Source organism: Novosphingobium aromaticivorans DSM 12444 (assembly GCF_000013325.1).
GTDB lineage: Bacteria > Pseudomonadota > Alphaproteobacteria > Sphingomonadales > Sphingomonadaceae > Novosphingobium > Novosphingobium aromaticivorans.
The window spans coordinates 310,561-324,809 of sequence record NC_007794.1 but is presented as its reverse complement, the minus strand read 5'-3'; the positions used below and the strand labels follow the sequence as shown (position 1 = coordinate 324,809).

The following is a 14,249-nucleotide window of genomic DNA, read 5'->3' as shown; positions in this document are numbered from 1 at the left end:
ATGGCAAGCATCGCACCCAAGAAGCGGACCGGCGCCACCCGCGAGCGGACCAGCACGCACGAAGGCTTCCTGTCCCACCACAACATGTTCTGGGGCAAGCTGTCCGCCGCGCTCGCCCTGGCGCTGGTCGCGCTCTACATCTTCGTGCCGCTGCCGGGCACGCATTTCGGATCGAGCTGGCTGGGCTATGCGCTGGGCACGGTCGGGGCGCTGCTGATCCTGTGGCTGACGATGCTGGGCGTGCGCAAGCGGGCGATCACGCCGGGGCGGTGGAGCCTCAAGGCGTGGACGAGCGCGCACGTCTATCTCGGCCTGTGCCTGACCGTGATCGGGACGCTCCATTCGGGATTCCATTTCGGCTGGAACGTCCACACCCTTGCCTGGGCGCTGATGCTGCTGGTGATCGGGTCGGGCGTGTTCGGCATCTGGGTCTATGCGACGCTGCCCCGCGCGCTTTCCGCCAATCGCTATGACGAGGAAGGCGCGATCACCGAAAAGCAGATGATCGAGGCGCTGCGTTCGCTCGACCGGCAGATTCACGACGCCGCGCAGCCGCTCGATCCGCAAAGCGCGGCGCTGGTCAACCAGAGCCTCGACGAAGATCCCTTCGCGGGCAACTTCTGGAACCGCCTCACCGGAAACTATCCGAAGTGCGCGACGCGCCATGCCGCCGCCGAACTGCGCCGGATGCGCGCCTATCGCCCGCGCGTTGCCGACGATCCGATCGACAAGGTCGACGCCCTGCTCACCCGCAAGGAAGCGATGCTGGGGCGGATGCGACGGCACCTGAAACTCAAGTCCTGGTTGCAGGCGTGGCTCTATGTCCACGTGCCCGTGACCTTCGCGCTGATCGCGGCGCTCTCCGCCCATATCGTCAGCGTCTTCTTCTACTGGTGAGCGAACGATGAGCTTTCTTGTCCGCCAGATCGCGCTCAAGTCCAGTGGGGAGGAGATCGTCCGCCCTTCGACGGTCGAGGGCGATGAACTGACCATCGGCCGCGATGCGTCCTGCGGCATCCATCTGCCCGACCTTGCCGTCGATCCGCGCCACGCGAAAGTCGTGGCGTCAACCGACGGCGGCCTCGCCATTGCCTCGATCGGCGACCAGCCCTTCGAGGTAAACGGCCGCAGCACGACGCAGGCATCGCTCGATCCCGCAGTCGGCGCTGAGCTGACCTTCGGCGGCCATCGCATCGCGGTTTCGCGAGACGGCGAGACCGGCCTTCCCACCTTCACCGTGCGGCGCGTGGAAGCGGTCTCGGATTCGGCCGAGGAAAAGGACATTGCCACGGTCTACACGCTGAAGGGCCTGCTGCCCGGCAAGCGGATGTCGGCCTGGACTTTCGCGATCCTCGTGCTGGTGGCGTTCCTGGCGTTCCCGATCTTCAGCTACGTCACCTACAAGCCGCTGGCGATGCATGAAAAGGCGCGCCGCCCCGATGGCTTCCATGCCGACCAGGCATGGTCATCCGGGCCGCTCAGCCTTGCCCACAAGAACCTCAAGGGCGATTGCCAGGCCTGCCATACCGAAGCCTTCGTGGCGGTGACCGACAAGGCGTGCCTGACCTGCCATACAAAGGACGCGCACGACCACATTTCCGACAAGGCGCGTCTGCTCAGGGCGCGCGGGGAGCCGACCGGCATGGCCGCGTTCCAGCGCGCGGTCGCGAACGCTTTCAACCGGCCTGCGGGAAGGTGTGTCGATTGTCACACAGAGCACGAGGGCGCCGGTGCTATGCCAGCCACCCAGCAGAAGTTCTGCGCCGATTGCCACAGCGGGATGAAAGGTCGCTTGCCCGACACGAAGATCGCCGATGCCGCCGATTTCGGAACGGCCCATCCGCAGTTCAAGCCGACGATCATTGGCGGCATGGACGGCGGCAAGCCACTGTTCCAGCGCGCCGCATGGACGCCCGGGCTGCAGGAGGACAATGGCCTCAAGTTCACCCACGGCCAGCACCTGTCGAAGACCAACGGCATCGCCCAGATGGTGCGCCGCATGCCGGGCCGCTTCGCCGCCGACGATGCGCTGCAATGCAAGGACTGCCACAAGGCCGATGCGACCGGAACGCGCTTCAAGCCGGTGGTGATGGAAGACTCCTGCCAGTCCTGCCACTCGCTCAGCTTCGACCAGGTCGGCGGTACCTTCCGCACCCTGCGCCATGGACGGCCCGACCAGGTCGTTGCGGAACTGCGATCGTTCTATCGCGGCGGCGCGCCGGCGCGTCCGGCGAACCTTTCCGGCCTTGCCCGCCGCGTTCCCGGCGACGCGGCGCTTCGTGCCACTGCGGCCGACTATGCCCGAGCGGTGCGGTTCTATCCGACCCGCGCGGAACAGGCCGTGGCACAGGTCTTCTCGCAAGGGGGCATGTGCTACGACTGCCACACGGTCACGCGCGGCGGATCGGCGGCGACCGGCGGCTTCATGGTCCGGGCGGTGGCGCAGAACGACCGCTATTACCACAAGGGCTGGTTCGACCATAAGGCGCACGACAAGTCCGATTGCGCCGACTGTCACACCGAAGCCGCCCGCTCCAACCGGGCCAGCGACCTGCTGGTTCCCGGCATCGATGGCAAGGGCGGCTGCCGCACCTGTCACGTGGGCGGCGAGGGGGCAAAGCTTGCAACCGTTTCGGTGAAGGACCCGGTCGATTCCTCCTGCGCCATGTGCCACTCCTACCACATGGATACGGGGGCACCCTGGGCGCCCAAGAAGGACAGAAAGAAGGACGTTGCACAGACCGTGGCGTTGGCGGAGCGTCCGCGCTTCCCGGCCAATCTGCGCTGACCGGCCTCAAGAGGGGGGACGATGCTGATAGCGCAGGTTACCGACATTCACCTGGGGTTCGAGCCGGATTCCCCGGATGAATTCAACCGCCAGCGGCTGGATCGCGTTCTGGCGGAACTGGCGGCGATGGACCCGCGCCCCGACCTGCTGCTCGCCACCGGCGACCTGATTGACCGGGGCGACCGCGAAAGCTACGAACGCCTGCGCGACGCATTCTCGAACCTGCCCTTCCCGGTGCACTATGCGCTGGGCAACCACGACGAGCGCGAGACCTTCTCGGCCGTCTTTCCCGAGGCCGCCTTCACCGACGGCTTTCTCCAGTATATCGTCGACGCCGGCCCCTTGCGGATCATCGTGCTCGACACGCTCGAGGAAGGGCGGCACGGCGGCGCATTCTGCGACGTGCGCGCGCGATGGCTCAAGGCTCGGCTCGACGAAGCGCCGGATACCCGCACGCTGATCGTGCAACATCATCCTCCGGTCGAAGTCGGCATCGCCTGGATGAACACCGACCCGGCCGAACCCTGGGTCGAGCGGCTGGGCCAATGCCTGCGCGGGCGGACCAATGTCGTGGGCGTGGTCTGCGGCCACATTCACCGCGCCATCACGACCGCCTGGGAAGGCACCGTGGTCGCCACCTGCCCCTCCACCGCGCCTCAAGTGGCGCTCGACCTGAGGCCGATCGACCCCGACGTTCCCGACCAGCGCAACCTGATCATTGCCGACCCGCCCGGCTATGCCCTGCACTGGTTCAACGGGCGCGAACTGATCACGCACTGGGACACCGCGGAAGACCATCAGGTGCTGGCGCGCTACGACGCAAACCTCCAGGGCATGATCCAGCATATGCTGGCCGAGCGTCCCGGCGCGCAGGCCGCGGAATAGGCGCTACTTCGCGATTGCGAGCTTGCCCGACCGGGCGGGAATGTCACGTACAAGGACGTCGGGCGTGAAGGCCAGCAATCCGTCGCAACAGGGCGTCAGCGCACCCCGGCGAGTGTTTTCTGGCGGCGGCGCTGGACCGAACTTCCGAGCCCGATCGCCTCGCGGTACTTGGCGACCGTGCGCCGGGCAAGGTCGAAGCCCCGCGCCTTGAGCAGATCGACCAGGGCATCGTCCGAAAGGATTGCCTTGGGGTCCTCGGCATCGATGAGCTGGCGGATCGCAGCCTTCACCGCCGCGGCCGAAGCGCCCTCACCGTCGGAAGAGCCGACGCCCGAAGTGAAGAAATACTTCAGCTCGAAGGTACCCCGGTCGCAATGGAGGTACTTGTTCGAAGTCACGCGGCTGACGGTCGATTCATGCATCGATATCGCTTCGGCCACGGTCTTCAGCGTCAACGGGCGCAAGTGCGCGACGCCGTGCCGGAAGAAGCCGTCCTGCTGCTTCACGATCTCGGCCGCGACCTTGAGGATGGTCTTCTGCCGCTGGTCGAGCGCCTTCAGCAGCCAGTTCGCGTCGGCCAGCTTCTCCCCCAGCCAGGCCTTGGCCTCCTTGCCGACACAGGCCCCGCGCATCTCCACGTAGTAGCTGCGATTGACGACGAGGCGCGGCAGGGTCGCCTGATTGAGCGCGATGTCCCAGCCGCCCTTTGCCGCGCGCACCAGGATATCGGGCACGACCGGCTCCGCCGCGCCCCCGCCGAAGCGCAGGCCGGGGCGCGGGTCGTAGCCGCGCAGCTCGGCCAGCATGTCGGCAAAGTCCTCGTCGTCGACCTGGCACAGGCGTTTCAGCCGCGCGATCTCGCCGCGCGCAACAAGTTCCAGATTGTCGATCAGCCGCGCCATGCACGGATCATAGCGGTCCGCCTCCCGGGCCTGGAGCGCGATGCATTCCGCCAGGTTGCGTGCGCCGACCCCGGTCGGGTCGAGCGACTGGACGAGAGCCAGCGCCCGCTCGACCACCAGCGGCGAAAGGCCCAGCGCCTCGGCCACTTCGCCAATCGGCATGGCGAGATATCCTGCCTCGTCGAGCTGGTCGATCAGCCAGCGGGCGACGAAGAGGAGCTGCGCGTCCGAGGTCGTCGCGCCGATCTGGGCGTGGAGATGTTCGGCAAGCGTTTCCTCGATGCGCCCCCGTTCGTCGATGTCCGGCCCCTCGCCGCCGCCACTTTCGCGGGTCGAGGACAACTCGAGCGTGCCGCCCCCGAAATCGCCATCCCCGGTGTCCCGATCGCGGTCGAGCGCAGTGACATCGATGTCGAGCGGGCGATCCTCCTCCACCCGCCCCTCGGCAACGAGCTGGTCTACCGGCGAGGATTCGAGATGCGTGCGGCGCAGGTCTTCGGGGCCGGCGTCGACCGCCTCGGCGGGTGCCGTCTCACCGATTTCGAGCAGCGGATTGGCCTCCAGCGCCTCGCCGATGAAGGCCTCGACCTCGAGGTTCGACAACGCCAGCAGCTTGATCGCCTGCTGGAGCTGCGGCGTCATCACCAGCGACTGGGTCTGCCGGATATCGAGCCTCGGCCCGAGCGCCATGGCCTAGATCCCCCCCGAGATCCGCATCAGCCGGCCATCGTCACAGGGTGAAGCCTTCACCCAGATAGAGCCGCCGCACGTTGGCATCGGCCACGAGCGCTTCCGGGCTGCCCGCGAAAAGCACCTGCCCGCCATAGATGATGCAGGCACGGTCGACGATGTCGAGCGTCTCGCGCACGTTGTGGTCGGTGATGAGGACGCCGATGCCGCGCCCCTTGAGATCCTTCACCAGATGCCGGATGTCGCTGATCGAAAGCGGGTCGATGCCGGCGAAAGGTTCGTCGAGCAGGATGATCGAAGGCCGCGCGGCAAGGGCACGGGCGATTTCGCAGCGGCGGCGCTCACCGCCGGAAAGCGCCATCGCCGGACTGGAGCGCAGCCGCGCCAGGCCGAATTCGTCGAGCAGCCGTTCAAGTTCCGCCTCGCGCGTGGCCTTGTCCGGTTCGATCAGTTCGAGCACGGTCGAGATGTTCTGCTCGACCGTCATGCCCCGGAAGATCGAGGTTTCCTGCGGCAGGTAGCCCAGCCCGAGGATCGCGCGGCGGTACATCGGCAGCTTGGTGATATCGACGCCATCGAGAAGGATGCGCCCCGAATCCGGACGGACGAGACCCATGATCGAATAGAAGCACGTCGTCTTGCCGGCGCCGTTGGGCCCGAGCAGGCCCAGCACTTCGCCCTTGCCCACGGAAAGCGAGATATCGGTAAGCACCGCGCGCTTGTCGTAGGACTTGGCAATGGACACGACCTCGAGCCCGCCTTGCGGAATCGGCGGCGCGGCATTGACGGCAGCGGGGGCTTCTTCGGTGAGTGTCATCGGCGGGGCTCTGTCGTTCTCAAGCACTTGGCCTTCCCCAATAGCCGTTCAAGGATGCGCGGCAAAGCCCGCCGCTGCAATCTGGCAGGATTTATGCATGGTCGCCTGCCTGATCCGATCCGGGATGGTGCGACCGACAATTGTCCTTGCGGGGCGGTGGCCTGCGTGTTCTATTCCCTGAAGGCAGGCAAGAACAGGGGTAGCGCCATGAACAAGGCCCTCCACAACGGGGATGCAAAGGCTCGTCGCCAAGTCGACTGGCGCAAGAAGATGAGCGACAATGTCGCCTATGGCCTGCTGGTCTATACCGGCCTGCAGATTTTCGTGACCATGCACGAGCTTCAGGGCGCAAGCGCATCGATCCTCCCCGTGTTCGTCCTGGTGATGCTGGTCGCCGCGATCATCCCCTTGTTCCGCCAGTTCGAGCGCCGATGGGAACACCTTGGCGACGAACAGGCCCACGACATGGCCTTCCGCGCCGCTTTCCGGCGCGACCAGGTCAAGGTCTGGCTCCTTGCCGCAGTCCTGCCCTTCGTCATCACCGGGGCCTTCAAGCTGCTCTCCGCCCTGTTCTGATTGCTCCCGGACGGGCGGGACGCTAGACCGCGCAGCCCAATACGCTGCGAAAGGTCCGTCGATGCTGTCACCCGCCGAAGCCCGTGAGCGCTGCGAAGCGCTGGTCGAACGGGCACGCCGCGCCGGTGCAGATGCAGGCGATGCCGTCTACATCGCCAGTGGCTCCGAATCGGTGCAGGTCCGCCTCGGCGCGCTCGAGGACGTGGAACGCTCCGAATCCGAGCACATCGGCCTGCGCGTCTTCGTCGGCGGCGCTTCAGCCTCCATCGGATCGACCGACCTCGGCGATGCCGCGCTTGACGAACTGGCCAGCCGCGCGGTTGCCATGGCCCGACTGGCCCCCGCCGACAAGTTCGCAGGCCTCGCGCCCGAAGACATGCTGTTTCGCGGCCCTGTGCCCGATCTCGACCTCGACGACGCCACCGAACGCAGCCCCCAGGACCTGCGCCGCCTGGCCGAGGAAGCGGAAGATGCGGCGCGCGCCATCGCGGGCGTGACCAACAGCGAGGGCGGAAGCGCCAGCGCGGGGCGCGGCCTTTTCGCACTTGCCACCAGCCACGGCTTTTCCGGCGCCTACGCCGCATCGAGCCACAGCATTTCCGCCAGCGTCGTTGCCGGCGAAGGCAGCGCGATGCAGCGCGACTATTCCTGGCGCAGCACGCGCCACGCGGCAGACCTGCTGCCCCCGGCCCGGATCGGCGCTGAAGCGGGCGAGCGCGCGGTCCGCCGCCTCAACCCCGGTCGGGTGAAGAGCGGCCAGGTGCCCGTCGTGTTCGACCCGCGCGTCGCCAACAGCCTTGTCGGACACCTCCTCGGCGCCATGTCGGGTGCATCGATCGCCCGCCGCGCCAGCTTCCTTCTGGACCGGGACGGCGCCCAGCTGTTCGACAGCGCGATCACCATTTCGGACGACCCCCTGTCCATTCGCGGCATGCGCTCGCGCCCGTTCGACGGCGAAGGCCTGCCAACCGCGCCGCGCAAGCTGGTGGACGCGGGCAAGCTGACCGGCTGGCTGATGGATACCGCCGCTGCCCGGCAACTCGGCAGCCGCCCCACCGGCCACGCATCGCGCGGGGCGTCCGGCGCGCCGCACGTCACCGCGAGCAACGTGGTCCTCGAACCCGGCACGGTGACCCCGGCTGAACTGATGGCCGACATCGCCGACGGGGTCTATGTGACCGAACTGATCGGCCAGGGCGTGAATGCCGTCACGGGCGACTACAGCCGCGGCGCATCGGGCTTTCGGATCGTGAACGGCGAAATCGCCGAGGCGATTGCCGAATTCACCGTGGCAGGCAACCTCATCGACATGTTCGCCGCGCTTACCGCAGCCAACGATCTCGAAGTCTATCGCGGCATCGACACGCCGACCCTGCGCGTGGACGGGATGAGCATCGCCGGCGACTGACCGGCACCGGCATCGGGAACCGCGCGGGGCGCTGGCGGCTTTTGTCCGCATGATGCTTCCCCCGTTCCTGCTGGGCGCCCTGCTGGCGGCAGCGCCCCTTGGCGCTCAGGCAGCTCTGCCCAAGCTTCCCAAGCCTGCCCCCTCGGCCAGCGCCAGCACTCCGGCCCCGGTGATATCCGCCCAGCCGGCACCCGACGAGGACGCCCGCCTTGCCGCACGCATCCGCGCGATCTTCGATGAAATTCCCGCGCTGAGGGGAACCGGCGTGCGCGTGGCCGCAGGCGTCGTCACGCTCACCGGCATCGTACCCGACGACAAGACCATCGCGCAGGCCGAAGGCATCGCCAGCCGCCTTTCCGGCGTGGTCACCGTCCAGAACCGGCTGGAACGCGACCTGGGCGTCGAAAGGAACCTCAATCCCGCCCTCTCCGGGGTCACCGGCCGGTTGAACGAGTTCGCCCGCGCGGTGCCGCTGATCGCGATCGCGATGCTCGTCGCCTTTCTCGTCGGTGCGCTGGGATATGCCATCGCGGCGCGCAAGGCGGTCTGGCAGCGCGTCGCACCCAACCCCTTCCTCGCCGAACTCATCGCCACCGCAATCCGCTTCGCCTTCGTCGTCGGCGGGGTCGTGCTCGCGCTCGACATCGTCGGTGCGACGGCGCTGCTCGGCGCGGTCCTCGGGGGCGCGGGCGTGCTCGGCCTGGCGGTCGGCCTGGCCGTTCGCGATTCGATCGACAACTATGTATCGTCGCTGATGCTCTCGGTACGCCAGCCCTTCCGCGCCAACGACAACGTCAGGATCGACCAGCACGAAGGCCGCGTGGTCCGCCTGACCAGCCGCGCGACCGTCTTGTTGACGCCGGACGGCAATCACTTGCGCGTGCCCAACGCAACTGTGTTCAAGGCGGTCATCACCAATTTCACCACCAACCCCGAACGCCGCTTCCAGTTCGACTACAGCATCGACCATGCAGGCGATCCCTGCCGGGCGCAGGCCATCGCGCTCGACGTGCTGAAGAAGCTCGACTGGGTGCTCGGCGATCCGAGGCCCACGGCGGAGATCGCGGATCTATCGGGCTCGGTGCAGGTCCTGCGTTTCGCGGGCTGGATCGACCAGACGCGCGCCGATTTCGGCAAGGGCCGCACGCGTGCGATGGAAGCTGTGCGCCGGGCGCTGCGCGACGCGGGCTACGCCGCCGAAGGGCCGGAGTACCGGGTCCATCTGGACAGCGAAGCGCATCCGCCGCCTCCGCAATCCGCGGAACCGAGGGCAGGCGATGCCGATGTGGACGATGTCGCGCCCGATCGCCACATGGAGCGGATGGTGCGCGAGGAGCGGTCCGGCGACGAAGGCGGCAAGGACCTGCTCGATTCCCGCCGCCCCGTGGAATGAGGCGGCGGGAAGCCGGACGGATCAGGCGGCCTTGGCGGCCTTGGCGCGTTCGATCGCCTCGATGGTGATGCGCTTGGCATCCTCGGCGTCGCCCCAGGTGCCGACGCGGACCCACTTGTCCTTTTCCAGGTCCTTGTAGTGGGTGAAGAAGTGTTCGATCTGCTGCATCACGATCTCGGGCAGGTCGTCACGTTCCTTGACGTCGGAGTAGTACGGGAAGGTCGAGTCGACGGGCACGCAGACCAGCTTCTCGTCGCCGCCATGCTCGTCCTCGAGGTTGAGCACCGCGATGGGACGGGCGCGGACGACCGAGCCTGCCACGAACGGCGACCGCGCGATGACCAGCGCGTCGAGCGGGTCGCCATCGGGCGAGAGGGTGTGCGGCACGAAGCCATAGTTTGCCGGGTAGCGCATCGGCGTGTGCAGGATGCGGTCGACGAACAGGGCGCCGGAAGCCTTGTCGAATTCGTACTTCACCGGCTCACCGCCGACGGGAACCTCGATGATGACGTTGAGGCTTTCCGGCGGATTGTCGCCGGTGGGAATCATGTCGATGCGCATGGTCTGCCCTGTCTAGTGGGGTGGAGATGATGGCCCCGCCCCTAGCGAAGGCGCTTGTGCGCCGCAACAAGACTTATGGCGATTTAACGGCACGATCGGCTGACGGTCCGCCTGATGGACCGCCTGATGGCCCGCTTGGCAGGCCGGTCGGCCGCTAGCCCAGCGCGTTGATCGTGAAGGCAACGACCCCGATGTTGAACACGAACGCGACGAACGAATGCATCGTCGCGATGCGACGGATCGTGCGCGCGGTGATCTGGGTGTCCGATGTCTGGAAGGTCATGCCCAGCGTGAAGCTGAAATATGCGAAATCGAGATAGTCGGGCGTCCGCGTGCCGGGAAACTCGATCCCGCCCCGATCCGTTCCATCGTGGCTGGAATAGTAGAGGTGCGCGTAATGCAGCGCATAGACCATGTTGGTGAAGAGCCAGGCCAGCAGCAGCGTGCCGATCAGCTTGACCATCGCCAGCCGGTCTCCCGCCGATGCTGGCGGCAACTCTCCCGAAATCGCCGCCAGCACGACCATCGTGACGATGGTCGTCACCATCAGCACCAGAACGCGATTGGCATCGTTTTCGGCGGCATGGCGGCGCATCCTGGCTGTCCCTGCGCCTCGAAGCAGCGGGATGAGCGAGACGAGGAACACCAGCGCGGCGATATCGAAGCTCATGGCCAGGCTATCGGCAAGGCTCCCTGGCTCCAGCAGCAGCCGGTCGCCGGCGAACGCGGCGACCAGCAGCACGAGAAACAGCACGAAGCGCGCGGGTGCCAGCCGGTTGCCCAGCTTTGCCCCGCCGCGCGCCACGCCCTTACTTCTTCTTCGCCGCGCCGGGGCGCCGGGGTTCGAGCAGCAGGTCGAGCCCGGTCGGCGCCTTGCCCGGCGCCACGCGCTCGAGCCACGGATAACGCAGGCCATCCCGGTAATCGAGCTTCACGGTCTCGAACCGGCTGCCGCGCTTGACCAGCAGTTCGAGCGGCTGGCCCTTGTCACCCTTGGCTGCGGTGATCGCCTTCTTGAGGTCATCCGCGCTATAGGCGGTGCCGTTCACCGCCATGATCTGCGTACCGGTCACGATTCCCGCATTGAAGGCCGGGCTGTCCCAGCGCGTGCCGGTGACCTTGCCGTCCTTGTCGAGCGAAATGCCGATCGAGTTGGAAAGGCTCAGGCCTTTGCCGAAATCGATCGCCGCCTTCATGTAGGGATTGGGCTCTTCCTTCCAGACCAGCTTGTAGCCGCCCTTCTCGATCCCGTTCAGCGGCGCGGGCTGGCCCGGCTGGTTGATGCGGGTGTCGATCAGCTTGGCCCAGTCATAGGGATAAAGCGCGTTCAGCTTGGTGACGATCTCGTCCACCTCGAACGGGATCTGGCCCCAGTCCCCCGGATTCATGCCGAAGAACGACTTGGCGAAGTCGTCGATGGACTTCTTGCCGCCGGTGCCTTCGCGAAGGATCTGGTCGATTTCCAGCCAGACCAGCGCGCCTTCGGTGTAGTAGTCCTCGTTGCGGGCCAGCGACGAGTAGGGCTTCGGCTTGCGCGAGGCGAAGACCGGGTCGAACCCGGTATCCTCGACCGAACGCCATTCGCGGCCCGGCTGCTGGGTGAAGCCGCCCGCCCATGCCGCCAGCATGCCCAGCACCATGTCCTTGCCCTGCATGCCCGAACGGCTGGCCAGCACCGCGCCCCAGAACTGGTCCTGCCCTTCGTAGGTCCACAGCAGGTCGCCCTGCATCGGCTGGCGATAGTCGGGCGTCCACAGGCGCGACGGACGGCGGAACTTGCCCGACCACGAGTGCGAATACTCGTGCGGCAGCAGATTGCGGTCCCATTCCTGCTTGGCCCATTCGGTGAAGGCCTCGGGTTCGAGCTGGTTCTCGCTCGACCGGTGATGTTCCAGCCCGATGCCGCCGATCTTGTCCGACAGCGCCAGCAGGAACTCGTAGTGGTCGAAATGGTTCGCGCCGAACGCGATCCGCGCTTCCTCGACCAGCGCCTTGTGCGCGGCGATATGCTCGGGCTTGGCCTCGAGCTGCTCCGGCTTGTCGGAGACGACGTTGAGCGTGACGTTCTGCCCGAGGTCCCACTTGCGGAAGTTCTTGCCCGCGAAGATCGGCGAATCGACCAGCGTCTCGTAGTCGGTTTCGGCCCAGGTCGCGCGGTTGCCGCTCATGCTCATTCCGTCGAGCGCGGTGGCGGGCGTCCAGCCCTGCGGCAGGGTTACGGTCGGCTTCACGCGAATGCGGCGGACATAGTGACCGGCGGGATAGAGGCTCATCTTCTCCCACTGCAGGTTGAGCATCTCGGGTGTCATCGTAATGCGCCCTTCCGAAGATTGCAGCGGCGAGGTGTGGATCAGCTTGGCCACGACCTCCTTCGCGCCGGCCGGCAGGGTGACGTGGAAGGCATAGACCTCGACCCGGTCGCGCTTCCATTCCACCGGCTTGCCGTCGACGAAGAACTGCACGCCGACGAGTTCGGCCAGCGGCCCGCGCGGCCCGTGGTTGCCGGGCAGCCACTGCGGGTAAAGCAGGATCAGCTCCTTCGCGCCCGCCACCACCGGAATGGTCTGGGTCACGCGATAGGCCCCGCGCACGACGTCCGACGCGTCGATGTCGAGCGTCATTGTGCCCGGATAGGCCACGTCCTGCGCGTCCGGCACGGTCTGCGCGATCGGCACGGCCATCGGCGCAGAGTTCGCCGCAAGAGCCTGAGTTGAAACGGAAAGGGCGAGAAGGAGCGGTGCTGCCGCGAGCGTCTTGAACATGGGTGTCAGTCATGACGCGAAGCGGTCGCATCCGCAACCAGTCACCGCCACCTTTTTGCAACCTTTCCGTTTTGTCCCTTTCGGGCTAATCGCGCGCACCATGAGTACGCAAACGCCCCAGCCCATCCGCGGCACCCAGGACATCTTCGGCCCCGACGCGGAAGCCTTCGCCTTCGTCGTCGAGACCTTCGAGCGCGTGCGCAAGCTCTACCGCTTCCGCCGCGTCGAGATGCCGGTGTTCGAAAAGACCGCCGTGTTCAGCCGCTCGCTGGGCGAGACGACCGACGTGGTCTCCAAGGAAATGTACTCGTTCGAGGATCGCGGCGGGGAATCGCTGACGCTGCGCCCCGAATTCACCGCCGGCATCGCCCGCGCCTACCTCACCGACGGCTGGCAGCAGTACGCGCCGCTCAAGGTCGCGACGCATGGGCCGCTGTTCCGCTACGAACGCCCGCAGAAGGGCCGCTACCGCCAGTTCCACCAGATCGACGCCGAGATCATCGGCGCGGGCGAACCGCAGGCGGACGTCGAACTCCTCGTCATGGCCGACCAGCTCCTCAAGGAACTGGGCATTGGCGCCAATGATCCCGGCGCGGTCACGCTCCAGCTCAACACCCTTGGCGACGGCGCCAGCCGCGAGGCCTGGCGGGCCGCGCTGGTCGAATACTTCCGCGCCCACAAGGCCGAGCTTTCCGAGGATTCGCAGGACCGGCTCGAGCGCAACCCCTTGCGCATCCTCGACAGCAAGGACCCGCGCGACAAGCCCTTCACCGCCGACGCGCCCAGGATCGACGATTTCCTGAGCGCCGAGGCACAGGACTTCTTCGGCAAGGTCACCTCGGGCCTCGACGCTGCCGGCGTCGAATGGACTCGCGCCCCCGCCCTGGTGCGTGGCCTCGACTACTACCGCCACACCGCCTTCGAATTCGTCACGGACCGCCTCGGCGCGCAAGGCACCGTGCTCGGCGGCGGCCGCTATGACGGCCTGATGGAAGCGCTGGGCGGCGCGGCAACCCCTGCGGTCGGCTGGGCGGCGGGGATCGAGCGGCTGGCGATGCTGGTTGGCGAAAAGGGCGAAGCCAGGACCGATGTAATCGTGGTGGTCGAGGACGACGCTCTTCTCACCAGCGGCATCGAACAGGTCTCCCGCTTGCGCCGCGAGGGCGTTTCAGCGGAACTCGTCGCTTCCGGTTCGGCGCGCAAGCGGTTCGACAAGGCGGTCAAGATGGGAGCGAAGGCCATCCTTGCGCTGGCCATGCGCGATGGCCAGCCGGCTGCACGCTTTCGTGTCGAGGACGACGCGGCAACTGCGCTTCGCGGACAGCTCGAAGCAGCAGTTGCAAAGTATGGCGCTCAGTGAGCCGGATGCCCCCCGTCACCCTGAACTTGTTTCAGGGTCCATCTTTCCCCCCCGCACGGAAGTCGCCTGCGGAGGGACGGATGCTGAAGCAAGTTCAGCATGACGAA

The 14,249-nt window shown here is 66.8% G+C and carries 12 protein-coding genes; 7 read left to right on the top strand and 5 right to left on the bottom strand.

Features of this window, described 5'->3' with window-relative positions:
* From SARO_RS01505 to SARO_RS01495, 3 genes are read left to right on the top strand one after another with little or no spacing between them, the layout of a single operon-like run.
* Positions 1-897, top strand: a complete 897-nt coding sequence (locus SARO_RS01505) for a hypothetical protein (RefSeq protein ID WP_011443962.1) — start codon at positions 1-3, stop codon at positions 895-897.
* Positions 898-904: 7 nt separating this feature from the next.
* Positions 905-2,788 carry a cytochrome c3 family protein gene (locus SARO_RS01500; protein ID WP_011443961.1) on the top strand — a complete coding sequence of 628 codons (1,884 nt, stop codon included), beginning with the start codon at positions 905-907 and terminating at the stop codon, positions 2,786-2,788.
* A gap of 21 nt (positions 2,789-2,809) precedes the next feature.
* Positions 2,810-3,673 carry a phosphodiesterase gene (locus SARO_RS01495; RefSeq protein ID WP_011443960.1) on the top strand — a complete coding sequence of 288 codons (864 nt, stop codon included), beginning with the start codon at positions 2,810-2,812 and terminating at the stop codon, positions 3,671-3,673.
* A 95-nt stretch (positions 3,674-3,768) separates the two neighbouring features.
* On the opposite strand, the gene rpoN is transcribed toward SARO_RS01495, so the two are convergent.
* Positions 3,769-5,265: an RNA polymerase factor sigma-54 gene (gene rpoN, locus SARO_RS01490; RefSeq protein WP_011443959.1), complete on the bottom strand. Its 1,497-nt coding sequence runs from the start codon at positions 5,263-5,265 to the stop codon at positions 3,769-3,771.
* Positions 5,266-5,305: 40 nt separating this feature from the next.
* Positions 5,306-6,082 (bottom strand): LPS export ABC transporter ATP-binding protein, encoded by a 777-nt coding sequence (gene lptB / locus SARO_RS01485; protein WP_041549910.1) that lies wholly within the window; start codon positions 6,080-6,082, stop codon positions 5,306-5,308.
* A gap of 207 nt (positions 6,083-6,289) precedes the next feature.
* Between lptB and SARO_RS01480 the strand changes: the two genes are divergently transcribed.
* The 3 genes from SARO_RS01480 to SARO_RS01470 all read left to right on the top strand — a co-directional run bounded on the left by SARO_RS01480 (position 6,290) and on the right by SARO_RS01470 (position 9,459).
* On the top strand, positions 6,290-6,658 hold the full coding sequence (locus SARO_RS01480; protein ID WP_041550612.1) for a hypothetical protein: 369 nt from the start codon (positions 6,290-6,292) through the stop codon (positions 6,656-6,658).
* 61 nt (positions 6,659-6,719) lie between these two features.
* Complete coding sequence (locus tag SARO_RS01475; protein WP_011443956.1) at positions 6,720-8,066, top strand: TldD/PmbA family protein; 1,347 nt, start codon at positions 6,720-6,722, stop codon at positions 8,064-8,066.
* Between the two features lie 49 nt (positions 8,067-8,115).
* Positions 8,116-9,459: a mechanosensitive ion channel domain-containing protein gene (locus SARO_RS01470; protein WP_011443955.1), complete on the top strand. Its 1,344-nt coding sequence runs from the start codon at positions 8,116-8,118 to the stop codon at positions 9,457-9,459.
* Positions 9,460-9,480: 21 nt separating this feature from the next.
* Here the strand turns inward: SARO_RS01470 and ppa are convergent, their stop codons facing one another.
* From ppa to SARO_RS01455, 3 genes are all read right to left on the bottom strand, one after another.
* Positions 9,481-10,020, bottom strand: a complete 540-nt coding sequence (gene ppa, locus SARO_RS01465) for an inorganic diphosphatase (protein ID WP_011443954.1) — start codon at positions 10,018-10,020, stop codon at positions 9,481-9,483.
* A gap of 154 nt (positions 10,021-10,174) precedes the next feature.
* Complete coding sequence (locus SARO_RS01460) at positions 10,175-10,825, bottom strand: DUF1345 domain-containing protein (RefSeq protein ID WP_011443953.1); 651 nt, start codon at positions 10,823-10,825, stop codon at positions 10,175-10,177.
* A 4-nt stretch (positions 10,826-10,829) separates the two neighbouring features.
* The gene (locus SARO_RS01455) at positions 10,830-12,782 is read right to left on the bottom strand and encodes a M61 family metallopeptidase (RefSeq protein ID WP_011443952.1); all 1,953 of its coding nucleotides are present in this window, start codon (positions 12,780-12,782) and stop codon (positions 10,830-10,832) included.
* A 100-nt stretch (positions 12,783-12,882) separates the two neighbouring features.
* Between SARO_RS01455 and hisS the strand changes: the two genes are divergently transcribed.
* Positions 12,883-14,142, top strand: coding sequence for a histidine--tRNA ligase (gene hisS, locus SARO_RS01450; protein WP_011443951.1), 1,260 nt, complete (start codon positions 12,883-12,885; stop codon positions 14,140-14,142).
* The last annotated feature ends 107 nt before the right edge of the window (positions 14,143-14,249 follow it).

Excerpts from the sequence above, each read along its gene's own strand:
- SARO_RS01505 (WP_011443962.1), top strand. The coding sequence starts at position 1 with ATGGCAAGCATCGCACCCAAGAAGCGGACCGGCGCCACCCGCGAGCGG.
- SARO_RS01500 (WP_011443961.1), top strand. The coding sequence starts at position 905 with ATGAGCTTTCTTGTCCGCCAGATCGCGCTCAAGTCCAGTGGGGAGGAG.
- SARO_RS01495 (WP_011443960.1), top strand. The coding sequence starts at position 2,810 with ATGCTGATAGCGCAGGTTACCGACATTCACCTGGGGTTCGAGCCGGAT.
- rpoN (WP_011443959.1), bottom strand. The coding sequence starts at position 5,265 with ATGGCGCTCGGGCCGAGGCTCGATATCCGGCAGACCCAGTCGCTGGTG.
- lptB (WP_041549910.1), bottom strand. The coding sequence starts at position 6,082 with ATGACACTCACCGAAGAAGCCCCCGCTGCCGTCAATGCCGCGCCGCCG.
- SARO_RS01480 (WP_041550612.1), top strand. The coding sequence starts at position 6,290 with ATGAACAAGGCCCTCCACAACGGGGATGCAAAGGCTCGTCGCCAAGTC.
- SARO_RS01475 (WP_011443956.1), top strand. The coding sequence starts at position 6,720 with ATGCTGTCACCCGCCGAAGCCCGTGAGCGCTGCGAAGCGCTGGTCGAA.
- SARO_RS01470 (WP_011443955.1), top strand. The coding sequence starts at position 8,116 with ATGATGCTTCCCCCGTTCCTGCTGGGCGCCCTGCTGGCGGCAGCGCCC.
- ppa (WP_011443954.1), bottom strand. The coding sequence starts at position 10,020 with ATGCGCATCGACATGATTCCCACCGGCGACAATCCGCCGGAAAGCCTC.
- SARO_RS01455 (WP_011443952.1), bottom strand. The coding sequence starts at position 12,782 with ATGTTCAAGACGCTCGCGGCAGCACCGCTCCTTCTCGCCCTTTCCGTT.
- hisS (WP_011443951.1), top strand. The coding sequence starts at position 12,883 with ATGAGTACGCAAACGCCCCAGCCCATCCGCGGCACCCAGGACATCTTC.